Genomic DNA, 24,066 nt, shown 5'->3' with positions numbered 1-24,066 from the left:
CGGGCGACACGGAAACCGCCGGTTATGGTCGGGGCATGCAGAGCCGCACCCCCGCCAGGCGTTCCGGACGTCCGCGCAGCGCCGCCGCGGACGCCGCGATCCTGGCCGCTACGCGGGCGGCGCTGGTGGAGCTGGGCTGGTCGAGACTCACCCTCGGAGACGTGGCGACACGCGCCGGGGTTGCGAAGACGACGCTCTACCGCCGCTGGGCCGGCAAGAACGAACTCGTCGTCGACGCGGTCGCCGAACTCTTCGACGAACTGGAACTCCCCGACCGCGGCAGTCTGGCCGCCGACATCGAGGGCGTGGTCCTGCAGTTCGCGGCGCTCCTCGCCCGCCCGGAGGCCAAGAGCGGTCTGATGGCCGTCGTCGCCGAGTCCACCCGCGACGACGCCCTGCGCGAACGCATCCGCTCCTCCATCGTCGACCCCCAGAAGGACCTGGTCCTGGAGGGCCGCGCCCGCGCCCAGGCGCGCGGTGAACTCCCCCCGGAGTCCGGCCCCGAGGAGGCCGCCCGCACGGCCGACCTCATCTTCGACGTGGTCGCGGGCGCGGTGGTCCACCGCACGCTGGTGAGCGCGGAGCCCGCGGACGAGGAGTGGGTGCGCAGTTTCACGCGGGTGCTGCTGCTGGGCCTGGCGGGAGCCTCCGCGGACCCCGCCGGAGACTGAGGGGAGCCGGAGCCGACCGGGACGTCAGCGGGCCAGGAGCACTCCGTCCGCCGGGCTCTCCACGGCGACGCCGGAGGAACGCGGCGAGGACCTCTTCCACGGGAATCGGTCACGCAGGTCATCAGGCCGATCCGGTGCGAGTGGACGAACCGCTCCGGCCGTGCCGCGTCCGGAAGCCGCGGCCAGGAATCCGGCGTCTCCTCCTCGTCGTCCCCGGCCGGCCCGTGCCGGTCCCGCAGGCCGGGTGCAGGGCCGCCGGCCGGCTCAGGGACTCATGAGCCGGCCGGCGCACGCGGACGCGGACCCGGCCCCGCCCCCGGCGGGACACGAGAGGGAACGCGTCCGTCAGGCCGCCCTTCCCGGACGTCAGAAGCCCGCGGGCTCCGTGTACACCCCCCACTCGTCCCGCAGCACCCCGCAGATCTCGCCGAGGGTCGCCTCGGCGCGAACGGCGTCCAGCATCGGCTCGATCATGTTGGCGCCGCTGCGGGCGGCGGTCAGCATGGCGTCGAGCGCGGCCCGCACCGCCGACTCGTCCCGCGCCGCCCGCCGCTCGGCGAGCACCCGGACCTGCTCCCGCTCCACCTCGTGGCTGACCCGCAGGATCTCCAGGTCACCGGTGACGGAACCGGTGTGCGCGTTGACGCCGACGACCTTCTTGTCGCCCTTCTCGAGGGCCTGCTGGTACCGGAACGCCGACTCGGCGATCTCCCCGGTGAACCAACCGTCCTCGATGCCCCGCAGGATGCCGGAGGTGACCGGCCCGATCGGGTGCCGCCCGTCGGGGTGCGCGCGCAGCCCCCGCTCCTTGATCTGCTCGAAGATCTTCTCTGCGTCGGCCTCGATGCGGTCGGTGAGCTGCTCCACGTACCAGGAACCGCCCAGCGGATCGGCGACGTTGGCGACGCCGGTCTCCTCCATCAGCACCTGCTGGGTGCGCAGCGCGATCTCCGCGGCCTGCTCGCTCGGCAGCGCCAGCGTCTCGTCCAGCGCGTTGGTGTGCAGCGAGTTGGTGCCGCCGAGCACCGCCGCGAGCGCCTCCACCGCCGTGCGCACCACGTTGTTGTAGGGCTGCTGGGCCGTCAGCGAGACGCCGGCGGTCTGGGTGTGGAAGCGCAGCCACTGCGCCTTCTCGGTCTTCGCGCCGTAGACGTCCCGCATCCACCGGGCCCAGATGCGGCGCGCGGCGCGGAACTTGGCGATCTCCTCGAAGAAGTCGACGTGCGCGTCGAAGAAGAAGGAGAGACCGGGTGCGAAGACGTCCACGTCGAGCCCGCGGCTCAACCCCAGCTCCACGTACCCGAACCCGTCCGCCAGCGTGTACGCCAGCTCCTGCGCGGCCGTCGCGCCGGCCTCGCGGATGTGGTAGCCGGAGACGGAGAGCGGCTTGTAGGCGGGAATGCCGGCCGCGCAGTACTCCATCAGGTCGCCGATGAGGCGCAGGTGCGGCTCGGGCTGGAAGAGCCACTCCTTCTGCGCGATGTACTCCTTGAAGATGTCGGTCTGGAGCGTGCCGTTCAGGACGGCCGGGTCGACACCCTGACGCTCGGCGGCGACGAGGTACATGCAGAAGACGGGCACGGCAGGGCCGCTGATCGTCATCGAGGTGGTGACGTCCCCGAGCGGGATGTCCTTGAACAGCACCTCCATGTCCGCCGCCGAGTCGATGGCGACGCCGCAGTGACCGACCTCGCCGAGCGAGCGCCGGTCGTCGGAGTCGCGCCCCATCAGCGTCGGCATGTCGAAGGCCACGGACAGGCCCCCGCCGCCGTTGGCGAGGATCATCTTGTAGCGCTCGTTGGTCTGCTCGGCGTTGCCGAAGCCCGCGAACTGCCGGATGGTCCACGTCCGCCCGCGGTAGCCGGTCGGATACAGCCCGCGCGTGAAGGGATACTCCCCCGGCCAGCCGATCCGCTCGAAGCCCTCGTACGTGTCACCGGGCCGGGGCCCGTACACCGGCTCCACGGGGTCGCCGGAGAGCGTGGTGAAGTCAGCGTCGCGCTTGCGCGCGGCGTCGTACCGGGCCTGCCAGCGTCGGCGGCCCTCCTCGATGGCGTCAGCGTCCATGCTTCGAATTTACTAGGACGTCCTAGTAAATGTCGATGGGAGACCGCCGCACGCGTGCGTACGGCGGTGCCGGGCCGCCCCCGCTACGCCTTGGCGACGGCCGTCGCGTCCTCGGAGACCTTGGCCTCCAGCTCCCGCGAGACGCTCCGCTCCACGAAGAAGGCGGCGGTGGGGACGGTGCCGGCCAGCAGCACCCACAGCTGCTTGCTCACCGGCCACTTCGCCTTGGAGCCCAGGTCGAAGGCGAAGACGAGGTACACGACGTAGAGCCAGCCGTGGGCGATGGAGACGACCCGCGTGGCGTCCGCGGCACCGTTCAGGTCCAGTCCGTACTTGCCGATCATGCACAGGCACAGCAGGACCAACAGCACACCGGTGACGTAGGCCATGACGCGGTAGCGGGTCAGCACGCTCTTCTTCATGCCGTCGAGCGTAACCACCCGTTCCGGGAGATCTTGTGCCGGGTCGGTCTTCGCCGACGCGCCGGGCCGCCCCCCTTCCCCCCGCCGGGTCACTCCTCGTCGAAGTCGTGCGCCGCGATCCGCAGGGGCCGCAGCATCGCGAAGATCTCCGCGCACTCCTCAGCGTCGTACACCCCGAGCCCGAAGTCCATCGCCATCAGGTCACGGGTGGCGGCGTCCACGACCTCGCGCCCCTTGGCGGTGATGCTGGCGAGGGTGCCCCGGCCGTCGTTGGGGTTGGGGCGCTTGGCGACCAGACCCGACTTCACCAGGCGGTCGACGGTGTTCGTCACGGACGTGGGGTGCACCATGAGCCGCTCGCCGATCTTCGACATGGTCAGCTCGCCCTCCTTGGAGAAGGTGAGCAGCACCAGCGCCTCGTACCGCGCGAACGTCAGCCCGTACGGCTTGACCACCGCGTCCACCTCGGCGAGCAGGATCTGGTGGGCGCGCATGATCGAGGTGATCGCGGCCATGGACGGCACGTTTCCCCAGCGCTGCTTCCAGAGCTCGTCGGCGCGGGCGATGGGGTCGAAGGGAAGGCTGAGCGGCTTCGGCACGGCACCAGACCCTACCCGTCGGTCATATCGTGGTCAGCCCCGTCTCGGCTTTCGGTCAGCGGGGCCCACGCCCACCGACCTCACAGAGAACACAGGGCCCACCCCGCCCCAGCGGCACCGGCCCGTCAGTAGATGCTGCGCAGCCCGAGGACGTCGCCACGCCCCAGGGTGCGGGCGCCCGTGGTGCACGCGAAGGAGTTGGTGAACATCGTCTGGCCCTCGTGGCCGGAGCCGACGTGGGCCAGGCCGAAGACGTGGCCCGCCTCGTGGGTGGCGACGCTGCGGATGTCGTACGCGTTCTTGCAGTCGCCGGTGGGGTTGTTCGTGAAGGTGTAGTCGCGGGTGTTGAAGCGGACGTCGGCCTCCTTCAGCCAGTCGGGACCGCCGGACTTCACCGAGCGGCTCCAGGAACAGGTCGTGGCGACGACCCCGGGGCTGAGGATCCCGGCGTCCCAGACGCTCACGTGGTCCCGGGCGGTACAGCGGGCCTGCTGGTCGATGTCCGCCTCGTGGTAGGTCCGCCCGTGGTACTTGGACCGCGCTCCGACCGCGTCGCCGTACCCGCAGTCGTTCCGGGTGCCGGTGATGGTCCCGATGGCGTCCTCGAAGGCGCGGCGGGCCTGCGCGACGGAGACGTTGCCCGGCAGGGCGTCGTCGCCGAGCCACCAGTCGTAGGTGCCGTACTCCTTGTGGTCGGCGACGGCGTAGGCGCTGTCGGCGCAGGCGGCGCGGGCGGCACGGGCGGCACGGGCGGCGGCCGGGGCGGCCGCCTGGTGGTGCTCCTCGGCGTGGGCGTCGGCCGCCAGGTCGTAGGAGACCGTGCCGTCGGCGGCGACCTCGAGGGTGAAGCCGTGCCGGGAGCCGTCCACGGACAGGGAGTCGACGGTGACCTTCATGCCCGGCTCCGGCACCGTGACGCCGGCGCCCTCGTGGGTGAGGAGGCGTCCCACGGCCGCGCAGTCGAGCACGGAGGCTCCGGGGGGCAGGTCGTCCACGGTGAGCGCACCGCGCCCGGACGCGCAGCCGACTCCGCCCGCACGCGTGGGCGCGTCGCCGCCGCCCGTCGCTGCCACCGACGCCGCCAATACCACCGCCGCGACGACCCTGCCCGCCAGTACCGGTCCGTGACGACCTGCCACTTCGCCTCCGCCCGAAGGTCCGCCCTCGGGGCGGAACTTGATCGATTCCCGGAGAGGTTAGCCAGCGCACGCAGGATGAAAACCATGTGAACGTCACCCGTTTGAGCGAGCGCTCAAACGGGTGTACCGTCCTATCAGAGTATTTGAGCAATCGCTCAAAAGGCGCTCCGACCTGGGGGAATCACATGGGGCTGTACATCGAGGCGCGCATCCGCGCCGATCTCGACGACCTGTGGGCACGAACGCAGCACCCGGCCCAGCACCAACGCTGGGACCTGCGCTTCAGCGAGATCGACTACCTCCCAAGAGTGGCCGGCGAACCGCAGCGCTTCCGTTACGCCACGCGTGTGCTCCCGTTCCTCACGATCGCCGGTACGGGCGTCTCCGCGGGTGAACGGGAGCGCCCCGACGGCACCCGCACCTCCGCCCTGCGCTTCGCCTCCCCGCACCCCCTCTCCCTGCTCGCCGAGGGCAGCGGCTACTGGCGCTACGTCCCCGACGGCGACGGGATCCGCTTCCTCACCGGATACGACTACCGGCCCCGCTGGGGCGCCTTCGGCGCGCTCGCCGACCGGCTCGTCCTCCGCCCGCTGATGGGGTGGGCCACGGCCTGGTCCTTCGACCGGCTGCGGCTGTGGCTGGAGCGGGGCATCACCCCCGAGCGCGCGCTGCGGAACTGGCTCGCGGAGCTCGCCGTACGCGCCCTCGTCGTCACCGCCGCCTGCACCGGGCTCGGCCTGGAGTCCCTGCTGCGGCTGCTCGGCCCGTTCGCGGCGTCGACGGCCTACCTGTGCCCGCTGCTGCTGAGCGTGCTCGTGTGCCTCGCGCTGTTCAAGGCGCCGCTCGCCTCCACCCCGGCCGCCCGCCGCTGCCTGCGCACGCCCCCGGCACGCGCGCGTGCGCCCCGCGTCCTGCGCTCCCTGGAGAACCCGCGATGACCTCCATCTTCCGCACGGTGATGGGCGCCGACTTCGACCGTCTGCACCCGCAGTTGCGGCGCCGCTTCTCGGTGGGTCTGGCGAGCGGCGAGGCGTGTACGGGGCGGGGCGTGATGGACCGCGTCTGGCACGGTCCGGCGTTCGTGAAGCCGTTCCTGGCGCTGGGCGCGACGCGCAACATCCTCGTCCCGCGCGCGGGACGCGCGGTCCCCTTCGTCATCGAGAACGTGCCGTACACCGACGCCTTCGGCCGTGAGACGGTGACCTTCGTGCGTACCTTCGACCTGCCCGGCCGTGCCCGCCGGTTCGACGCCCAGATGGTGCTCAGCCCGAAGGGCGACCGCATCCTCGACTACCTCGGCACCCACCAGCACCTCGCCACCGACCTGTACTTCCACGCCGAACCGGACGGCTCCCTGCTGATCCGCTCCGGCGAGCACCGGTTCCGGGAGGGCGTGGTGGACGCGCGCGTGCCCGAACTGATCGGGGCCACCGCGGAGGTACGGGAGTCGTACGACGACACGGCCGGCCGGTTCCGGATCCGCGTCAGCGTGGTGAACCGGTACTTCGGCCCGCTGTTCGGCTACGAGGGCTCCTTCACCGCCTCCTACACGGACGTCCGCGCCCGCGGTGTGCGCCCGGGACTGCGGCCCGTGCGCGAGGAGGCCCGAGCGTGAGCCCGGAGACCGCGAAGTCCCTGGAGACGAAGACCAAACTGCTCGAAGGCGCGCTGCGCACCCTCACCGAGCAGGGCATCGCCAAGACGTCGGCCCGTACGGTCGCGGCGACCGCCGGGGTCAACCAGGCGCTGGTCTTCTACCACTTCGGCTCGGTCGACGAACTGCTCGCGGCGGCCTGCCGGTACGGCGCGGAGCGAACGGTGGCCCGCTACCGCGCGCGCTTCGACACCGTCACCTCGCTGTCCGAGCTGCTCGCCCTCGGCCGGGAGATCCACGAACAGGAGCGGACCGGCGGCCACGTCATGCTCCTCGGCCAGCTCCTGGCCGGCGCGCAGACCCACGAGGCCCTGGGCCCGGCCACGGCCGCCGGGCTCGACCTGTGGATCGCGGAGATCCAGCAGGTCCTCGACCGGGTGCTCACCGGCACGCCGTTCGGGGAGTTCACGGACCCCGCGGGGCTGGCCCGCGCGATAGCGGCCTCGTTCGTCGGGATCGAGCTCTACGAGGGCGTCGACGGGGCGGGCGCCACGGCGGCGCTGGACGCGCTGGCCCAGCTGGGGCTCCTGGTGAGCGCCCTGGAGGAGCTCGGTCCGGTGGCCCAGCGGGCGGTGCGGCAGTACTTGCGGCGGGCCACCGCAAAGGGCTGAGGGCGCGGGAGGCGGGACCCGGAGCGCGCCCGGCCTGCCGCCGGCCCCTCCGACGGCGACCGGGGGCACCGGTCCCGGACCCGTGCACCGGCATCGCCGTCGCCGTCCCGTCGCCGTCACCTCTGCACCGGGCACCTCGCGGCCGCCTCCGCCGAGGCGGCCCGCCGCCAGGCCCGCACCACTCACGGCGTGCGTCCCGGTTCCGGCAGCGCTGGCGAAGGCCGGGAAGCGGCGAGGCGGCCCGCTGTCCACCGGAAGGTCGCTCGCTACGGCCCCGGTTGCCTACCTGGAGGGTCGCTACGGCCCCGGCTGCCTACCCGCAGGCCGCTCGCTACGGCTGTTCGCCACGGCCCGCCCGCTGCTCCCCCGGCGTCGCCAGATGACGCTCCACCGTCTCGACCTTCGACGTCAGTCCGTCGGTCACCCCCGGGCGGATGTCCGCCTTGAGGACCAGGGACACGCGCGGCGCGCGTTCCTCGACGACGGCGACGGCGCGCCTGACCACGTCCATGACCTCGTCCCACTCGCCCTCGATGGACGTGAACATGGCGTCGGTGCGGTTCGGCAGCCCGGATTCGCGGACCACGCGGACGGCCTCGGCGACGTACTCGCCGACATCCTCGCCGACGCCCAGGGGCGTGACGGAGAAGGCGACGATCACGCGCCCACGATCCCTTCCTTGCGGGCGCGGGAGGCGATGACCGCGTCCTCGGCCTCGCGGCGGAGCTTGCGCTCGGCGAAGAAGCCGCCGGCCGGCAGGACCGACAGGACGAAGTAGAGGGCCGCGGTCCCGAGCGGCCACTTCGCGCGGTTCCAGGCGTCCGCCCAGAAGATCACGTACAGGACGAACAGCACGCCGTGGACCATGCCCATCACGGGGACCGCGTTGAAGTCCGTGGTTCGCTTCAGCACCGAGCAGACGAGCAGCAGGAGGAAGGAGATGGCCTCCGGGGCGGAGACCAGGCGCAGGCGGCGGAGGGCGGAAGCTGTCTTGAGGTCCACGGGTCACCTTCGGGTGTTCGATGAGCTGGGCCGTTTGTGAACGCACGCACAAGGGTTCGTCCATTGTGGCAAACGGGCGCGACGGGGCACGGAGCGGGGGGCGTCTGTGCTCCCCTAGGGGGACGATCAGGGGTGATGTCCACCCGTGGGCTCTGTCGGCGGAGCCCCTCGGCGGCTACCTTCGCTGCGTGGCGATGTTCCGACTCCAAGGCAGCAAGGTGCTCGCCGTCGACATGACCGGGGACGCCGTGAAGGCGAAGAACGGCTCGATGGTCGCGTACGACGGTCAGATGGCCTTCAAGAAGCTCAGTGGCGGCGGTGAGGGCCTGCGCGGGATGGTGACGCGGCGGCTCACCGGCGAGCAGATGACCGTGATGGAGGTGAAAGGGCAGGGGACGTGCTGGTTCGCGGACCGCGCCTCCGAGATCAACCTCGTCAGTCTCCAGGGGGACACGCTGTACGTGGAGTCGAGCAACCTGCTCGCGACGGACGCGGGCCTGCGGACGGGCACGAGTTTCACCGGCCTGCGCGGCGCCTCCCAGGGCAACGGGCTGTTCACGACGACCGTCGAGGGCCACGGCCAGGCCGCGATCACCTCGGACGGACCGGCGGTGGTGCTCCGGGTCAGCCCGCAGTACCCCCTGACCGTGGATCCGGGCGCCTACATCGCGCACCAGGGGAACGTCAGGCAGTCCTTCCAGTCCGGTGTGACGTTCCGCACGTTCATGGGAGAGGGCGGCGGCGAGGCCTTCCAGATCCGGTTCGAGGGAGACGGCCTGGTGTACGTGCAGCCCAGCGAGCGGAACACGATCGCGGGGGACGTCTGAGATGCCCTTCCGTGAGATCAACTCGAAAATGGTCGAAGCGACCGTCCTGCCCGGTCAGCGCCTGTTCAGTCAGCGCGGCGCGATGCTCGCGTACAGGGGAGAGGTGTCCTTCACGCCCAACACGCAGGGCGGCCAGGGCGGCGTGATGTCGATGATCGGCCGGCGGCTGGCCAACGAGGACACGCCCCTGATGACGGTCGAGGGCAGCGGCACGGTGCTCTTCGGGCACGGCGGCCACCACGTCCAGGTCATCCAGCTCACCGGCGACACCCTGTACGTCGAGGCGGACCGCCTCCTCGCCTTCGAGGGCACGCTCGAGCAGGGCACGATGTTCCTGGGCTCCCAGGGCGGCGTCATGGGCATGGTCCGGGGCCAGATCAGCGGCCAGGGTCTCTTCACCACCACCCTGAAGGGCCACGGCGCGGTGGCCGTGATGGCCCACGGCGGCGTCTTCGAGATCCCGATCACCCCCCAGCGCCCGGTCCACGTGGACCCCCAGGCCTACGTCGCCCACCACGGCGACGTCCGCAACAAGCTGTCGACCGCCCTCGGGTGGCGGGACATGGTGGGCCGCGGCTCCGGTGAGGCGTTCCAGCTGGAACTCAGCGGCAGCGGTGCGGTGTACGTCCAGGCGTCGGAGGAGAAGCTGTGACCACCTACCCGGGCACCGGCCCCACCGTCTTCGACCCGATGACCCTTCCGGTCGACGACAACGTGAACGCGTACACCTTCTGCGTGGAGCTCAAGGGGAGCCAGTGGTTCCTGCAGAAGGGGAAGATGATCGCCTACTACGGCTCGATCGACTTCAACGGCATCGGGAACGGCCGGCTGGACCGGCTCGTCCGCACGTCGTTCCATTCGCCTCTGCACGCGAGCGACTGGGTCGTGGCGGAGGGCTCGGGCAAGATGCTCCTCGCCGACCGGGCCTTCGACGTGAACTCCTACGACCTGGAGAACGGCAATCTGACCATTCGCTCGGGCAATCTGCTCGCTTTTCAGCCAAGTCTGTCGCTGAAGCAGTCGATCGTCCCGGGTTTTCTCACGCTGATCGGAACCGGGAAGTTCGTGGCCGCATCTAACGGCCCGGTGGTGTTCATGGAGCCTCCCCTCCGCGTCGACCCGCAGGCGCTCGTCGGCTGGGCCGACTGCCCGTCCCCGTGCCATCACTACGACCACGGGTACATGACGGGCGTGATGGGCGGTCTACGTGCGCTGACGGGCCTGGGCGGTGCTTCCGGCGAGGAGCACCAGTTCGAGTTCGTGGGGGCCGGCACGGTGCTGCTCCAGTCGACCGAGACCCTCATGGCCGAGCAGGCCACAGGAGGGGTTCCGCACGAGCCGGGGGTACCCGGTGGCGGCGCCCCGCCGGGCGGGCACGGCGGACAGGGCGGCACACCGCGCCTTCCCGGACAGCTGGGAGACCTCCAGCGTCGCTTCGGGCTGTGAGCGGTAGTCTGCGGAGTGTGACATCGAACGCGTGCGCACCGTCACACCACCCACACTAGTTCGCCTTTCAACATTTTAGGTAGACTTCATTCATGGAGACCGAAACGGCCACGCGCTGGCTGACCGATGCGGAGCAGTGCGCCTGGCGCACCCACCTGGAGGTCAACAGGCTGTTGACGTATCAGCTCGAGAAGGACCTGCAGCCGTTCGGACTGACGATGAACGACTACGAGATTCTGGTGAACCTCTCCGAGTCGCCGGACGTCCGGATGCGGATGAGCGATCTCGCGTCCGCCACCCTCCAGTCCAAGAGTCGCCTCTCGCACCAGATCACCCGCATGGAGAACGCGCACCTCGTGCGCCGTGAGAACTGCGAGTCCGACCGCCGCGGTCTGTACGCGGTCCTCACCGAGCACGGCATGGAGACCATGAGGAAGGTGGCGCCCCATCACGTGGCGTCCGTGCGGCGGCACTTCATCGACCTTCTCTCCCCCGAGGCCCTGACCGAGCTCGACAAGGCCCTCAAGCCGATCGCGGATCACCTCCGCGGACAGCGGGGACGCCCCTAGCCGCTCAGACGATCAGTACCGCTCAGGCGACTCCTGGGCGACCGGCAGGCGAAGCTCGAACAGGGCTCCGCCTGCCGGCGTCTCCCCGACCGTGAGCGTGCCGCCGTGCCGTACGGCCACGTCACGGGCGATGGCCAGGCCCAGCCCCGCGCCGCCCTCGTCACGGCTGCGCGCGGCGTCGAGCCGGACGAACCGCTCGAAGACGCGCTCCCGGTCCGCCTCGGGGACGCCGTCGCCGTCGTCGGCGACCTCGACGACGGCCCGCTCCCCCTCCCTCCGTACGGCCACCGTGACCGCCGAACGGGCGTGCCGCTGCGCGTTGTCGAGCAGGTTGGCGAGCACCCGCCCCAGTTGCCCCCGCGATCCGGCCACTTCCACGGACTCCGCGTCCACGGTCACGCTCGCCCGGCCGGCCGCCTCCTCGCGCGCGAGCGCCGCCAGGTCAACCCGCGCGTCCGCCGGTCGCTCCCCCGCGTCCAGCCGGGCGAGCAGCAGCAGGTCGGCGGCGAGGTGCTGCAGCCGTACGGTGTCCTCGACGGCGCCCGCCACGTCCAGCAGCTCGGGGTGCGCGGCGCCCACCTCCAGCTGGGTGCGCAGGGACGCGATGGGGCTGCGCAGTTCGTGGGAGGCGTCGGCGACGAAGCGGCGCTGCCGCTCCACGGCGGTCTCCAGCGCGGTCAGCGTCTCGTTCGTCGTCCGGGCCAGCCGGGCGACCTCGTCGTGGGTGTCCGGTTCGGGGACCCGCCGGGCCAGGTCCGCCGAGGCGGTGATCGCGGCCATCTCGCGCCGGATGCCCTCCACCGGGCGCAGCGCCCGCCGGGTGACCAGCCAGGTGACGGCCGCGACGACGGCGAGCAGCAGCGGGAAGCCGATCAGCATGACGGTGAGGGCGGTCCGCACGGCGCTGCGCTCGGTCGACAGGGGGGCGCCGGCGTGGACGGTGAGGGTGCCGCGGTCCTCCGTCTCGACCGGGACGGAGGCGAAGCGGTAGTCGGCGGTCTCGCCGTCGATCGTGGCGGAGCCGTCGCTGTACGAAGGGTCCTCGCCGATCTCGCCGGGCCGGAGCGCGGAGTCCGCGGCGGAGTCGTCGTCGGCTCCGTCGTCCGCGTCGGTGTCGGTCTCGCTGTCGTCGTCCGAGGTGCCCCCGGGCGGCACCGGGGCCGCCGTGGGCGCCGCCGCCGGCCGGACCGCGTCCGTCCCCGTCCCGCTGATCCGCTGCAGGTCCTCGCCGGCCGCGACCAGTGTCCCGTCCTCGGTGACGACCTGGACGGGGCGGTCGTCGTCCAGGGAGAGCCGGTCGTAGGGCTGCCCGGCGGCCAGTTCGGCGGCGACCTCCCGTGCGGTGCGCTCCGCCTCGGCGCTCGCCCGGCCGCTCAGGGTGGACCACAGCGACAGCAGGACGGCCGTCCCGGCGGCGACCAGCGCGACGGCGACGACCAGCGTGGCACCCAGGGTGGCCCGGGAGCGGACGGAACCCAGGAGGCGTCGTCTCATCACTCCGCCTCCAGCCGGTACCCGGCCCCGCGGACCGTGCGGATGAGCCCGGCGCCCAGCTTGCGGCGCAGCGCGCTGACGTACACCTCGACGATGTTGGGGTCGCCGTCGTAGGCGAAGTCCCACACCTGGTCGAGGATCTCGGACTTGGACACCACCTCGCCGGCCCGCACCACGAGCTGCTCCAGGACGGCGAACTCCTTGGCGGTGAGCGCGGCCTCCTCCTCCGCGAGGAAGACCCGGCGGGCGGCGGTGTCGACCCTCAGCTCGCCGACGACGTGCACGGGCGAGGCCCCGGCGCCCTGTCCGCGCCGCAGCAGGGCCTTCACGCGGGCGACGAGGACGACGTAGGAGAACGGCTTGGTCAGTCGTCCGCCCCCGTGTCCAGGCCCTCCGCCTCGTCGTACTCGCCGTCCTTGGCGGTGAGCATGAGGATCGGCACGTCGTTCCCCGCGGCGCGCAGGGCGGAGCAGACGCGGTAGCCGTTCATGCCGGGCAGCATGATGTCGAGGACGAGCAGGTCGTACGGCGACTCGCTCGCCCGGTGCAGGCCTTCCCCGCCGTCGTGGACGACGTCCACGGCGTACCCCTCGGCGGTGAGGCCCTTGGCCAGGGACAGGGCGAGGCGCTTCTCGTCCTCCACGATCAGGAGGCGAGAGGGGCGGTGCGCGGAGCCTCGAGCAGGGTGGTGGGTGACCGGCGGGCGCATGCCCACCAGGGTCCCAAACCGAAGCTGAAGTGATCTTCAGGTGGCTTCAGGTTCCCCTCAGCGTCCGTTCGCGACAGTGGTTCCCGTCGCACGGAACGACGCGAACGACCTGACACGGGAGGAACCCTCATGAAGCGCAAGCTCGTCATCGCCGCCGTCGCCGCGACCGCCGTGATCGGCGGAGGCGCGGCCGTCGCCTTCGCGGACGGCGACGCGCGGGGCGGCACACAGGCCGAAGTGAGCGACACGCGGGCTCAGGGCGACGCCGGGAAGACCCCGGCGGACGGCACGAAGGCACAGGGCGACGCCACGGGGCCGACCGCCGCCGAGGCGATCGCGGCGGCGCTGAAGGAACGGCCCGGCACGGTCGTCTCCGCCGACCTCGACGACGACCGTGACGACGACGGCGGCGACGACCTCGGCTGGGAGATCGACATCCTGGGCAAGGGCGCCACCTCGTACACCGTTCTGGTGGACCCGTCGAACGGCCGGATCCTCGGCACGGAGACCGACCGCGACGACGACGCCGACGAGCGCCGCGTCCTGAAGGGCGCCGACGTCACCGCGGCCCGGGCCGCCGAGGCCGCCGCCGCGACGGGCGTCGTCACCTCCGTCGACCTGGACGACGACGGCGACGGCGGCTGGGACGTGGAGACCACGGACGCGGCGGGCAAGGAGCACGACTGGACCGTCGGCCTCGAGGACGCCAAGGTCACCGTGGACCGCCACGACGACCGGGGCACCGACGAGACGGACACCGACGACAGCACGGACGACGGCGACGACGACTGACGCCGAGCCCCGGTGCCCGCCCGGCCGCACAGGTCGACCGTGACCGCCGCGAGCACAGCCCGTCGCGGAACCGGCGGGACGGGTGCGGTGCGCCCTGACGTCCCGCCCGGCGGGGTTCACCCCTGGGTGAGCCCCGCCACCAGTTCGTCCGCGGCGCGGTAGGGGTCCAGTTCCCCGCCGACGATCTTCTCCGCCAGGGCGTCGAGCCGCCGGTCGCCGTGCAGGTCCCCGATCCGCTCGCGCAACGCCGTCACCGCGATCGTCTCCACCTCGCGGGCGGCGCGGGCGCGGCGGCGCTCCGCGAGGACGCCGTGCTCCTCCATCCACGCGCGGTGCTTCTCCAGCGCCTCGACGACCTCGTCGACGCCCTCCGCACGGGAAGCGACCGTCTTGACGATCGGCGGGCGCCAGTCGCCGGGGCCGCGGGCCTCGCCGAGGCCCAGCATGTGGTTGAGCTCGCGGGCGGTGGCGTCGGCGCCGTCGCGGTCGGCCTTGTTGACCACGTACACGTCGCCGATCTCCAGGATCCCGGCCTTGGCGGCCTGGATGCCGTCGCCCATGCCCGGGGCCAGCAGCACGACGGAGGTGTCCGCCTGGGAGGCGATCTCGACCTCCGACTGGCCGACGCCGACCGTCTCGACCAGGATCACGTCGCAGCCGGCCGCGTCGAGGACGCGGATCGCCTGCGGGGCGGCCCAGGCGAGGCCGCCGAGGTGGCCGCGGGTGGCCATCGAGCGGATGTAGACGCCGGGGTCGGAGGCGTGCTCGGACATCCGGACGCGGTCACCGAGCAGGGCCCCGCCGGAGAACGGGGACGACGGGTCGACGGCCAGGACGCCGACCCGCCTGCCCTGCTTGCGGTACGCGGTCACCAGCGCCGAGGTGGACGTCGACTTGCCCACGCCGGGCGAGCCGGTCAGGCCGACCACGTAGGCGTTGCCGGTCAGCGGGGCCAGGGCCGCCATGACCTCCCTGAGCTGCGGGGACGCCCCCTCCACCAGGGAGATCAGCCGGGCCACGGCCCGCGGCCGGCCTTCCCTGGCCTGGGCGACCAGCGAGGAGACGTCCTGCATCACAGCTCCGTTCACGCGTGCACGGGAAGAGGTCGAACCGGGGACTCAGGCCTTGGGTACCCGCACGATCAGCGCGTCACCCTGACCGCCGCCGCCGCACAGCGCGGCCGCGCCGACGCCGCCGCCGCGCCGCTTCAGCTCCAGGGCCAGGTGCAGCACCAGCCGCGCACCGGACATGCCGATCGGGTGGCCCAGGGCGATGGCGCCGCCGTTGACGTTCACCTTTTCCGTGGAAACCCCGAGGTCCTTCATTGACTGGACCGCGACGGCCGCGAAGGCCTCGTTGATCTCGATCAGGTCCAGGTCCGCGACCTCCATGCCCTCCTTCTTCAGGGCGTGCAGGATGGCGTTGGACGGCTGCGACTGCAGGGAGTTGTCCGGGCCGGCCACGTTGCCGTGTGCGCCGATCTCGGCGATCCACTCCAGGCCCAGCTCCTGCGCCTTGGCCTTGCTCATCACGACCACGGCGGCCGCGCCGTCGGAGATCTGCGAGGCCGAGCCCGCGGTGATCGTGCCGTCCTTCGCGAAGGCCGGACGGAGCTTGCCGAGCGACTCGGCGGTGGTCTCCGGGCGGATGCCCTCGTCCTTGCTGAAGACGACCGGCTCGCCCTTGCGCTGCGGGATCTCCACGGGGGTGATCTCGGCCTCGAAGATGCCGTTCTTCTGGGCCGCGGCGGCCCGCTGGTGGGACAGGGCGGCGATCTCGTCCTGCACGTCGCGCGCGATGCCGAGCCGCGTGTTGTGCTTCTCGGTGGACTCGCCCATGGCGATTCCCTCGAAGGAGTCGGTGAGCCCGTCGTGCGCCATCGCGTCGAGCATCTCGATCGCCCCGTACTTGAAGCCCTCGCGGGACTTCGGCAGCAGGTGCGGGGCGTTGGTCATGGACTCCTGGCCACCCGCGACGATCACGTCGAACTCACCCGCTCGGATCAGCTGGTCGGCCAGCGCGATCGCGTCGAGGCCCGAGAGACAGACCTTGTTGATGGTGAGCGCCGGGACGTTCATCGGGATGCCGGCCTTGACCGCCGCCTGGCGGGCCGGGATCTGCCCCGCGCCGGCCTGGAGCACCTGGCCCATGATCACGTACTGCACCTGGTCGCCGCCGATCCCCGCACGGTCGAGGGCGGCCTTGATCGCGAAGCCGCCGAGGTCGGCTCCGGAGAAGGATTTCAGCGAGCCCAGCAGACGCCCCATGGGCGTACGCGCGCCCGCGACGATCACCGAGGTCGTGCTGTTCGTTCCAGTCATGAGCTGCGATCCCCTTACCGGCCTGCACGGGCCGAGGAGTGAACGAGGGTTTACTTCGAATGTACTGAGTGGCACTCCGTGCCGTCATCGGGCCGTCGGTGTGATCGCGCGCACGTTGCGTAACCACCTCCTAGGCGCTGCACTGAATCCATGCTGACGCGAATCGACCACATCGGGATCGCCTGCCACGACCTCGACGCGACCGTCGAGTTCTACCGCTCCACCTACGGATTCGAGGTGTTCCACTCCGAGGTCAACGAGGAGCAGGGCGTGCGCGAGGCCATGCTCAAGATCAACGATACGTCCGACGGCGGCGCCTCGTACCTCCAGCTGCTGGAACCGACCCGCGAGGACTCCACCGTCGCGAAGTGGCTCGCCAAGAACGGCGAGGGCGTCCACCACATCGCTTTCGGTACGGCGGACGTCGACGCCGAGGCCGCCGACATCCGCGGCAAGGGCGTACGCGTTCTGTACGAAGAGCCGCGACGCGGCTCCATGGGGTCACGAATCACCTTCCTGCACCCCAAGGATTGCCACGGCGTACTGACAGAACTGGTCACATCGGCCCCAGTTGAGTCACCTGAGCACTGACCCACGTACATAGGGGCCGGTAGGGTTGGGGTCGGTCGCCGCTCTTGACGGGCGACCGACGTCCTGCCGTCCCGGCGGCAGGACCAGCCGGGGTCCGGGTTTCGGGGGACGAGCGTCGGGGCAGCAGCCCGTGCTCCGCCGTTGATCTGACACCATTCCCCGGGGGCCCCGTTCGGCGGATGGACGGAGCTCGTTGGAGAAGCTTGCGACCAGGGGACGGATGGGACCGCGCAGTGCGGGGCTACGAGAGCCAGGAGCGGGAGCCGGCGGCTGACGTCGACCACCTCACTCGGTTCGAAGCCGAGATGAAACGGCTGAAGACCGAGCGGGAAAAGGCGATCCAGCACGCCGAGGACCTCGGCTACCAGGTCGAGGTGCTGCGCGCCAAGCTGCACGAGGCGCGGCGCACCATCATGTCCCGGCCCGCCTTCGACGGCGGCGACATCGGCTACCAGGCCGAGCAGCTGCTGCGCCAGGCGCAGTTGCAGGCGGACCAGATCCGCGCCGACGCCGAGCGCGAGCTGAGCCAGGCGCGGGCGCAGACCCAGCGCATCCTCCAGGAGCACGCCGAGCAGGCGGCCCGCCTCCAGGCGGAGCTGCACGCGGAGGCCGTGGCCCGCCGGCAGCAGCTCGACCAGGAGCTGGCGGAGCGCCGGCAGACCGTCGAGTCGCACGTCAACGAGAACGTGGCGTGGGCCGAGCAGCTGCGCGCCCGCACCGAGTCCCAGGCCCGCCGCCTCCTCGACGAGTCGCGCGCCGAGGCCGAGCAGGCGATGGCCGCCGCGCGTGCCGAGGCCGAGCGGCTCGCGGCGGAGGCCCGGCAGCGGCTGCAGAGCGAGGCGGAGTCCGCCCGCGCCGAGGCCGAGCAGATCCTGCGCCGCGCCCGCACGGACGCCGAGCGCCTGCTGAACGCCGCCTCCACCCAGGCCCAGGAGGCCACCGACCACGCCGAGGCGCTGCGCACCTCCACGGCCACCGAGTCGGACGCGGCCCGCCGCCAGGCGAGTGAGCTGAGCCGCGCCGCCGAGCAGCGGATGACCGAGGCCGAGGCCGCGCTGCGCGAGGCCCGCGCGGAGGCGGAGAAGCTCGTCGCCGAGGCCAAGGCGGCCGCCGAGAAGGCGCTCGCGAGCGCCGAGTCGGCCAACGAGCAGCGCACCCGTACGGCGAAGGAGCAGGTCGCCCGGCTGGTCAGCGAGGCCACCAAGGAGGCCGAGACCACCAAGGCGGACGCCGAGCAGCTCGTCGCGGACGCCCGTGCCGAGGCGGAGAAGCTCCTCGCCGAGGCCGCCGAGAAGGCCCGCACGCTCACCGCCGAGGAGAGCGCGACCCAGCTGTCGAAGGCGGCCAAGACCGCCGAGGACGTCCTCAACAAGGCGCAGGAGGACGCGCAGCGCACCACCAGGGCCGCCGCCGAGGAGGCCGAGCGCATCCGCCGGGAGGCCGAGGCCGAGGCGGACCGGCTGCGCGCCGAGGCGCACGACATCGCCGAGCAGCTCAAGGGCGCGGCGAAGGACGACACCAAGGAGTACCGCGCCAAGACGGTCGAGCTGCAGGAGGAGGCCCGCCGGCTGCGCGGCGAGGCCGAGCAGCTGCGCGCCGACGCGGTCGCCGAGGGCGAGAAGATCCGCGCGGAGGCCCGCAAGGAGGCCGTCCAGCAGATCGAGGAGGCGGCCAAGACCGCCGAGGAGCTGCTGTCCAAGGCGAAGGCCGACGCGGACGAACTGCGCCAGAAGGCCACCGCGGACAGCGAGAAGGTCCGTACGGAGGCCATCGAGCGGGCGACGACCCTGCGCCGGCAGGCCGAGGAGACCCTCCAGCGCACCCGCCAGGAAGCCGAACGGCACCGCGAGGAGGCCGTCGAGCAGGCCGAGTCCCTCAAGGCGGACGCCGAGCGGGCCGCGCGCGAGCTGCGCGAGGAGGCGGAGCGGGCGGTCGAGGCGCGGCAGGCGGAGGCCGCCGAGGAACTGACCCGGCTGCACGCGGAGGCCGAGCAGCGGCTCGCCGCCGCGGAGCAGGCCCTCACCGACGCCCGGGAGGAGGCCGCGCGGATCCGCCGCGAGGCCGCCGAGGAGACCGACCGGCTGCGCACGGAGGCCGCCGAGCGGATCCGTTCGCTCCAGCAGCAGGCCGAGACGGAGGCCGAGCGGCTGCGCACCGAGGCCGCCGCCGACGCGTCCGCCTCGCGCGCCGAGGGCGAGGCCGTCGCCGTACGGCTGCGGTCGGAGGCGGCCGCCGAGGCGGAGCGGCTGAAGACGGAGGCGCAGGACACCGCCGACCGGGTGCGCGCGGAGGCGCAGGCCGCCGCCGAGCGACTGGCCGCCGAGGCGTCCGAGACCCTGGCCGCCGCCCAGGAGGAGGCCGCCCGGCGCCGCCGCGAGGCCGAGGAGTACCTCGGTGCGGCCCGCCAGGAGGCCGACCAGGAGCGTGAGCGGGCCCGCGAGCAGAGCGAGGAGCTGCTGGCGTCGGCGCGCAAGCGCGTGGAGGACGCCCAGGCCGAGGCCGTACGCCTGGTGGAGGAGGCCGACCGGCGCGCCGGCGAGATGGTCGCGGCGGCCGAACAGCACGCCCAGCAGGTGCGGGACTCGGTGGCCGGGCTGCACGAGCAGGCCCAGGAGGAGATCACCGGGCTGCGCAGCGCCGCCGAGCACGCGGCGGACCGTACCCGGCGGGAGGCCGAGGAGGAGGCGGACCGGGTCCGCGCCGACGCCTACGCCGAGCGGGAGCGGGCCGCCGAGGACGCGAGCCGCCTGAGGCGTGAGGCGAACGAGGAGTCGGAGGCCGCGCGGGCCCTGGCCGAGCGGACCGTCGGCGAGGCGATCGCGGAGGCCGACCGGCTGCGCTCGGAGGCGTCCGCGCACGCCCAGCGGGTACGCACGGAGGCGTCCGACGCCCTCGCCGAGGCCGACCAGGCCGCGGCGCGCACCCGGGCGGACGCCCGCGAGGACGCCAACCGCATCCGGTCGGACGCCGCGACGCAGGCGGACACCCTCATCACGGAGGCGCGCGCCGAGGCGGAGCGCCTGCAGACGGAGACCATCGCCGAGGCCGAGCGCCTGCAGTCCGACACGGCCGCGGAGGCCGAGCGGGTGCGCACCGAGGCGATCGAGGAGGCCGAGCGGCTGCGCGCCGAGTCGGTCGCCAAGGCGGAGAAGCTGATCGGCGACGCCTCCGGCGACGCGGAGCGGCTGCGCGCCGAGGCCGCCGAGACGGTCGGTTCCGCGCGGCAGCACGCCGAGCGGATCCGGGTGCAGTCCGAGCGGGTCAAGGCGGAGGCGGAGGCGGAGGCCGACCGCATGCTGAGCGTGGCGCGCGAGGAGGCTGACCGGACGCTGGACGAGGCCCGCAAGGAGGCCAACAAGCGGCGCTCGGAGGCGGCCGAGCAGGTCGACACGCTCATCACGGAGACCGCCGCCGAGGCGGACAAGCTGCTCACCGAGGCGCAGCAGCAGGCGCTGAAGACCACCGCGGAGGCGGAGGCACAGGCCGACACGATGGTCGGCGCGGCCCGCAAGGAGGCCGACCGGCTCGTCTCCGAGGCGACGGTCGAGGGCAACGCGCGCGTGGAGAAGGCCCGTACGGACGCGGACGAGCTGCTCGTCGGCGCCCGCCGGGACGCGACCGCCATCCGGGAGCGGGCGGAGGAGCTGCGCGACCGCATCACCTCGGAGATCGAGGAGCTGCACGAGCGGGCCCGCCGTGAGGCCGCCGAGACGATGAAGTCGACCGGCGACCGGTGCGACGCGCTCATCAAGGCCGCCGAGGAGCAGCTCGCCAAGGCGCAGGCCAAGGCCAAGGAGCTGGTGTCGGAGGCCAATTCGGAGGCGGGCAAGGTCCGGATCGCCGCGGTGAAGAAGGCCGAGGGGCTGCTCAAGGAGGCCGAGCAGAAGAAGGCCGCGCTCGTCAAGGAGGCCGAGGAGCTCAAGGCCGAGGCGATCCGCGAGGCCCGGCGCACGGTCGAGGAGGGCAAGCGCGAACTGGAGGTGCTGGTCCGCCGCCGCGAGGACATCAACGCGGAGATCTCCCGCGTCCAGGACGTGTTGGAGGCCCTGGAGTCCTTCGAGGCGCCGTCGTCGAACAAGGACGGGGGCGTCAAGGCCGGCGCGACGGTGGGAGCCCCTCGATCGGGTGGCAAGTCCACGGAGAGCTAGCCAAGCGGGGGCATTCCGTTGAAGTCTGGGGCCTTTGACCAACTCTTTGGCAAGCCGTCCGCCGCTCAGCCACCCAAATGGGGTGTCATTCTCCAGATCAAACACGCATCCGCTCGATGACACAGCGCTTCGGCCCCTAGGATTCCACCTATCACCTCACCGGTCTCATTCGACAGGAACCCCATGAGCGACACTTCCCCCTACGGCTTCGAGCTTGTGCGGCGTGGATACGACCGCGCTCAGGTGGACGAACGGATCTCGAAGCTCGTCTCCGACCGTGACAGCGCTCTCGCCCGCATCACCGCCCTCGAAAAGCGCATCGAGGAGCTCCACCTCGAGACGCAGAACGCCCAGGCCCAGGTAAGCGACGCCGAGCCGTCGTACGCCGGTCTCGGCGCGCGTGTCGAGAAGATCCTCCGCCTCGCCGAGGAGGAGGCCAAGGATCTGCGCGAGGAGGCCCGTCGGGCGGCCGAGCAGCACCGCGAGCTCGCCGAGTCGGCGGCCCAGCAGGTCCGCAACGACGCAGAATCGTTCGCTGCGGAGCGCAAGGCCAAGGCCGAGGACGAGGGCGTCCGGATCGTCGAGAAGGCCAAGAGTGACGCCTCGCAGCTGCGCGCCGAGGCCCAGAAGGACGCGCAGTCCAAGCGTGAGGAGGCCGACGCCCTCTTCGAGGAGACCCGCGCCAAGGCCGCGCAGGCCGCCGCCGACTTCGAGACGAACCTCGCCAAGCGCCGCGAGCAGTCCGAGCGCGACCTGGCGTCCCGTCAGGCCAAGGCCGAGAAGCGGCTCGCGGAGATCGAGCACCGCGCGGAGCAGCTCCGTCTGGAGGCGGAGAAGCTGCGCACGGACGCCGAGCGCCGCGCCCGCCAGACCGTCGAGACGGCGCAGCGTCAGGCGGAGGACATCGTGGCCGACGCCAACGCCAAGGCCGACCGTATCCGTTCGGAATCCGAGCGCGAGCTCGCGGCCCTCACCAACCGCCGCGACTCGATCAACGCCCAGCTGACGAACGTCCGCGAGATGCTCGCCACCCTCACGGGCGCCGCGGTGGCCGCGGCCGGCACGCCGGCCGACGACGAGCCGATCTCCCGGGGTGTCCCGGCTCAGCAGTCCCGGTAACGACCGGTCGTACTACGGCTGAAAACCTACGGAGCCCTCTGCCACTGAGGTGGCAGAGGGCTTTGCCGCGTTCTAGCGTGGGCCGCATGATCGAGCTCGAGGGGCTGACCAAGCGATACGGCGAGAAGGTGGCGGTCAACAACCTCACCTTCACCGTCAGACCGGGCATCGTCACGGGCTTCCTCGGTCCCAACGGGGCCGGCAAGTCCACCACCATGCGGATGATCCTCGGTCTGGACCGGCCCACCGCCGGGGACGTGCGGATCGACGGCAAGCACTACGACCAGCTGAAGGACCCGCTCACGTACATCGGCGCCCTGCTGGAGGCCAAGGGCGTGCACCCGGGCCGCAGTGCCCACAACCACCTGCTGTGCCTGGCGCAGAGCAACGGCATCCCCACGAGCCGGGTGCGGGAGGTGCTGGACACCGTGGGGCTGACCGCCGTGGCGAGGAAGAAGGCCAAGGGATTCTCGCTGGGCATGGGGCAGCGGCTCGGCATCGCCGCCGCGCTCCTCGGCGACCCGCGGATCCTGATGTTCGACGAGCCGGTCAACGGCCTCGACCCCGAGGGCATCCACTGGATCCGCAACCTGATGAAGTCCCTGGCGGCGCAGGGGCGGACGGTGTTCGTCTCCTCCCACCTCATGAGCGAGATGGCCCTGACCGCCGACCACCTCGTCGTCATCGGCCAGGGGCGGCTGCTCGCCGACACGTCCATGGCCGACTTCATCGCCCGCAACTCGCGGTCGTACGTGCGGATCCGGACCCCGCAGCGCGAGCGGCTGCTCGACGTGCTGCACGGCGCCGGCATCACCGTCGTGGAGACCGGCGGCGGCACCCTCGAGGTCGACGGCAACAAGTCCGAGACCATCGGTGAACTGGCCGCGCAGCACCAGATCGTGCTGCACGAGCTGAGCCCCCAACAGGCCTCTCTGGAGGAGGCGTTCATGCAGCTGACCGCCGAGTCGGTCGAGTACCACGCACACACTCAGCCGGCTCCCGCCCAGCAGTGGGGCGACGGCTGGAGGAAGGGCTGAGCATGGCGGCGACCCAGGTCATCCGGTCCGAGTGGACGAAGATCCGCTCCGTCGCGTCCACCGTGTGGACGCTCTCCCTCGCCGTGGTCGTCACCATCGCCCTGGGCATGTTGATCTCGGCGCTGTCGAAGAGCGAGTTCGACTCCATGGGCCGCGACGAGCGGCTCTCCTTCGATCCGACGTTCATCAGCTTCGCCGGGATGAGCCTCGGCCAGCTCGCGATGATCGTGTTCGGGGTGCTGGTCGTCTCGAACGAGTACAGCACCGGCATGATCCGCACCTCGCTGGCGGCCGTGCCGCAGCGCGGCACCTTCCTGTTCAGCAAGATCGCGGTGGCCACCGGGCTCGCCCTGGCCGTCTCCCTGGCGACCAGCTTCGTCGCGTTCTTCCTGGGCCAGGCGATGCTCGGTTCCCACAAGGCCTCGATCGGCGACTCGGGCGTGCTGCGGGCGGTGATCGGCGGGGGCCTCTACATGACGCTCATCGCGGTGTTCTCCATGGGCGTGGCCACGATGCTGCGCTCACCGATGCTGTCGCTGGGCATCCTGATGCCGTTCTTCTTCCTGATCTCCAACATCCTCGGCAACGTCGACGCGACGGAGAAGCTGGGCCGGTACCTGCCCGACCAGGCCGGAAGCAAGATCATGCAGGTGGTCACCCCGGTCGACGACGACACCCCGTACGGGCCGTGGGGCGGCCTGGCGATCATGGTGGTCTGGGTGGTGGCGGCCCTTGCGGGCGGATACCTGCTGCTGAGGAAACGCGATGCGTGAAGCTTTGGTCTTTACTTTGTTTTGAGCGGAACCGTCAGCGCCTCGATATCCTCCTAACCCTTACGGGGGGCGTGC

23 protein-coding genes and 1 pseudogene are annotated in these 24,066 nt (G+C 71.8%); 14 read left to right on the top strand and 10 right to left on the bottom strand.

Annotated features, from left to right (window positions below; translation table 11 throughout):
* Positions 1 to 35 precede the first annotated feature (35 nt).
* Positions 36 to 671: a TetR/AcrR family transcriptional regulator gene (locus tag ACIHAR_RS33505; protein WP_400023007.1), complete on the top strand. Its 636-nt coding sequence runs from the start codon at positions 36 to 38 to the stop codon at positions 669 to 671.
* 366 nt (positions 672 to 1,037) lie between these two features.
* On the opposite strand, the gene ACIHAR_RS33500 is transcribed toward ACIHAR_RS33505, so the two are convergent.
* The 4 genes from ACIHAR_RS33500 to ACIHAR_RS33485 form a co-directional block, all read right to left on the bottom strand.
* Entirely contained in the window at positions 1,038 to 2,738 is a 1,701-nt protein-coding gene (locus tag ACIHAR_RS33500) for a methylmalonyl-CoA mutase family protein (protein WP_365463995.1), read from the bottom strand.
* A gap of 83 nt (positions 2,739 to 2,821) precedes the next feature.
* Positions 2,822 to 3,160 carry a DUF3817 domain-containing protein gene (locus ACIHAR_RS33495; protein WP_365463998.1) on the bottom strand — a complete coding sequence of 113 codons (339 nt, stop codon included), beginning with the start codon at positions 3,158 to 3,160 and terminating at the stop codon, positions 2,822 to 2,824.
* Between the two features lie 89 nt (positions 3,161 to 3,249).
* On the bottom strand, positions 3,250 to 3,759 hold the full coding sequence (locus ACIHAR_RS33490; RefSeq protein ID WP_365464001.1) for a MarR family transcriptional regulator: 510 nt from the start codon (positions 3,757 to 3,759) through the stop codon (positions 3,250 to 3,252).
* Positions 3,760 to 3,884: 125 nt separating this feature from the next.
* Positions 3,885 to 4,898 carry a matrixin family metalloprotease gene (locus ACIHAR_RS33485; RefSeq protein WP_400023006.1) on the bottom strand — a complete coding sequence of 338 codons (1,014 nt, stop codon included), beginning with the start codon at positions 4,896 to 4,898 and terminating at the stop codon, positions 3,885 to 3,887.
* A 185-nt stretch (positions 4,899 to 5,083) separates the two neighbouring features.
* Here ACIHAR_RS33485 and ACIHAR_RS33480 point away from each other — a divergent pair, with 185 nt between their 5' ends.
* From ACIHAR_RS33480 to ACIHAR_RS33470, 3 genes are read left to right on the top strand one after another with little or no spacing between them, the layout of a single operon-like run.
* Positions 5,084 to 5,836, top strand: coding sequence for a hypothetical protein (locus ACIHAR_RS33480; protein ID WP_400023005.1), 753 nt, complete (start codon positions 5,084 to 5,086; stop codon positions 5,834 to 5,836).
* Positions 5,833 to 6,513, top strand: a complete 681-nt coding sequence (locus ACIHAR_RS33475; RefSeq protein ID WP_400023004.1) for a DUF4166 domain-containing protein — start codon at positions 5,833 to 5,835, stop codon at positions 6,511 to 6,513. The genes ACIHAR_RS33480 and ACIHAR_RS33475 overlap by 4 nt, the downstream gene beginning before the upstream one ends.
* On the top strand, positions 6,510 to 7,163 hold the full coding sequence (locus ACIHAR_RS33470; RefSeq protein ID WP_400023003.1) for a TetR/AcrR family transcriptional regulator: 654 nt from the start codon (positions 6,510 to 6,512) through the stop codon (positions 7,161 to 7,163). Before ACIHAR_RS33475 ends, ACIHAR_RS33470 begins: the two co-directional genes overlap by 4 nt.
* 331 nt (positions 7,164 to 7,494) lie before the next feature.
* Here the strand turns inward: ACIHAR_RS33470 and ACIHAR_RS33465 are convergent, their stop codons facing one another.
* Both ACIHAR_RS33465 and ACIHAR_RS33460 read right to left on the bottom strand, forming a co-directional pair.
* Positions 7,495 to 7,824, bottom strand: coding sequence for an MTH1187 family thiamine-binding protein (locus ACIHAR_RS33465; RefSeq protein ID WP_400023002.1), 330 nt, complete (start codon positions 7,822 to 7,824; stop codon positions 7,495 to 7,497).
* Entirely contained in the window at positions 7,821 to 8,165 is a 345-nt protein-coding gene (locus ACIHAR_RS33460) for a DUF3817 domain-containing protein (RefSeq protein ID WP_365464019.1), read from the bottom strand. The genes ACIHAR_RS33465 and ACIHAR_RS33460 overlap by 4 nt, the downstream gene beginning before the upstream one ends.
* Positions 8,166 to 8,359: 194 nt before the next feature.
* On the opposite strand from ACIHAR_RS33460, the gene ACIHAR_RS33455 reads away from it, so the two are divergent.
* The 4 genes from ACIHAR_RS33455 (at position 8,360) to ACIHAR_RS33440 (ending at position 11,007) form a co-directional block, all read left to right on the top strand.
* Positions 8,360 to 8,992 carry an AIM24 family protein gene (locus ACIHAR_RS33455; RefSeq protein ID WP_365464189.1) on the top strand — a complete coding sequence of 211 codons (633 nt, stop codon included), beginning with the start codon at positions 8,360 to 8,362 and terminating at the stop codon, positions 8,990 to 8,992.
* A 1-nt stretch (position 8,993) separates the two neighbouring features.
* Positions 8,994 to 9,644, top strand: a complete 651-nt coding sequence (locus ACIHAR_RS33450) for an AIM24 family protein (RefSeq protein ID WP_365464022.1) — start codon at positions 8,994 to 8,996, stop codon at positions 9,642 to 9,644.
* 38 nt (positions 9,645 to 9,682) lie between these two features.
* Positions 9,683 to 10,438 carry an AIM24 family protein gene (locus ACIHAR_RS33445; RefSeq protein WP_400023023.1) on the top strand — a complete coding sequence of 252 codons (756 nt, stop codon included), beginning with the start codon at positions 9,683 to 9,685 and terminating at the stop codon, positions 10,436 to 10,438.
* Between the two features lie 92 nt (positions 10,439 to 10,530).
* A complete protein-coding gene (locus ACIHAR_RS33440) occupies positions 10,531 to 11,007 on the top strand; it encodes a MarR family transcriptional regulator (RefSeq protein WP_365464027.1) in 477 nt (158 codons plus the stop codon).
* A 12-nt stretch (positions 11,008 to 11,019) separates the two neighbouring features.
* Here ACIHAR_RS33440 and ACIHAR_RS33435 read toward each other — a convergent pair whose 3' ends face one another.
* Positions 11,020 to 12,501 (bottom strand): HAMP domain-containing sensor histidine kinase, encoded by a 1,482-nt coding sequence (locus ACIHAR_RS33435; protein WP_365464030.1) that lies wholly within the window; start codon positions 12,499 to 12,501, stop codon positions 11,020 to 11,022.
* Positions 12,501 to 13,210: pseudogene (locus ACIHAR_RS33430) on the bottom strand (response regulator transcription factor). Before ACIHAR_RS33430 ends, ACIHAR_RS33435 begins: the two are co-directional and overlap by 1 nt.
* Before the next feature lie 129 nt (positions 13,211 to 13,339).
* Here ACIHAR_RS33430 and ACIHAR_RS33425 point away from each other — a divergent pair.
* Positions 13,340 to 14,002, top strand: a complete 663-nt coding sequence (locus ACIHAR_RS33425) for a PepSY domain-containing protein (RefSeq protein ID WP_400023001.1) — start codon at positions 13,340 to 13,342, stop codon at positions 14,000 to 14,002.
* 116 nt (positions 14,003 to 14,118) lie between these two features.
* Here the strand turns inward: ACIHAR_RS33425 and meaB are convergent, their stop codons facing one another.
* Both meaB and ACIHAR_RS33415 read right to left on the bottom strand, forming a co-directional pair.
* Positions 14,119 to 15,075, bottom strand: a complete 957-nt coding sequence (gene meaB / locus ACIHAR_RS33420) for a methylmalonyl Co-A mutase-associated GTPase MeaB (protein ID WP_365464191.1) — start codon at positions 15,073 to 15,075, stop codon at positions 14,119 to 14,121.
* A gap of 45 nt (positions 15,076 to 15,120) precedes the next feature.
* The gene (locus tag ACIHAR_RS33415; protein ID WP_365464038.1) at positions 15,121 to 16,323 is read right to left on the bottom strand and encodes an acetyl-CoA C-acetyltransferase; all 1,203 of its coding nucleotides are present in this window, start codon (positions 16,321 to 16,323) and stop codon (positions 15,121 to 15,123) included.
* 150 nt (positions 16,324 to 16,473) lie between these two features.
* On the opposite strand from ACIHAR_RS33415, the gene mce reads away from it, so the two are divergent.
* From mce to ACIHAR_RS33390, 5 genes are all read left to right on the top strand, one after another.
* Positions 16,474 to 16,914 (top strand): methylmalonyl-CoA epimerase, encoded by a 441-nt coding sequence (gene mce / locus ACIHAR_RS33410; protein ID WP_365464041.1) that lies wholly within the window; start codon positions 16,474 to 16,476, stop codon positions 16,912 to 16,914.
* A 233-nt stretch (positions 16,915 to 17,147) separates the two neighbouring features.
* Positions 17,148 to 21,062 carry a polarized growth protein Scy gene (scy, locus tag ACIHAR_RS33405; protein WP_400023000.1) on the top strand — a complete coding sequence of 1,305 codons (3,915 nt, stop codon included), beginning with the start codon at positions 17,148 to 17,150 and terminating at the stop codon, positions 21,060 to 21,062.
* A gap of 183 nt (positions 21,063 to 21,245) precedes the next feature.
* Positions 21,246 to 22,181, top strand: a complete 936-nt coding sequence (locus ACIHAR_RS33400) for a cellulose-binding protein (RefSeq protein ID WP_365464047.1) — start codon at positions 21,246 to 21,248, stop codon at positions 22,179 to 22,181.
* An 86-nt stretch (positions 22,182 to 22,267) separates the two neighbouring features.
* A complete protein-coding gene (locus ACIHAR_RS33395) occupies positions 22,268 to 23,218 on the top strand; it encodes an ABC transporter ATP-binding protein (protein WP_365464050.1) in 951 nt (316 codons plus the stop codon).
* Between the two features lie 2 nt (positions 23,219 to 23,220).
* Positions 23,221 to 23,991 (top strand): ABC transporter permease, encoded by a 771-nt coding sequence (locus ACIHAR_RS33390; protein WP_365464053.1) that lies wholly within the window; start codon positions 23,221 to 23,223, stop codon positions 23,989 to 23,991.
* Positions 23,992 to 24,066 lie beyond the last annotated feature (75 nt).

The sequence above is a fragment of the Streptomyces sp. NPDC052016 genome (assembly GCF_044548445.1).
Lineage (GTDB): Bacteria > Actinomycetota > Actinomycetes > Streptomycetales > Streptomycetaceae > Streptomyces.
Note: the sequence above shows the minus strand (reverse complement) of the source record. Positions and strands in the feature narration are given on the sequence as shown.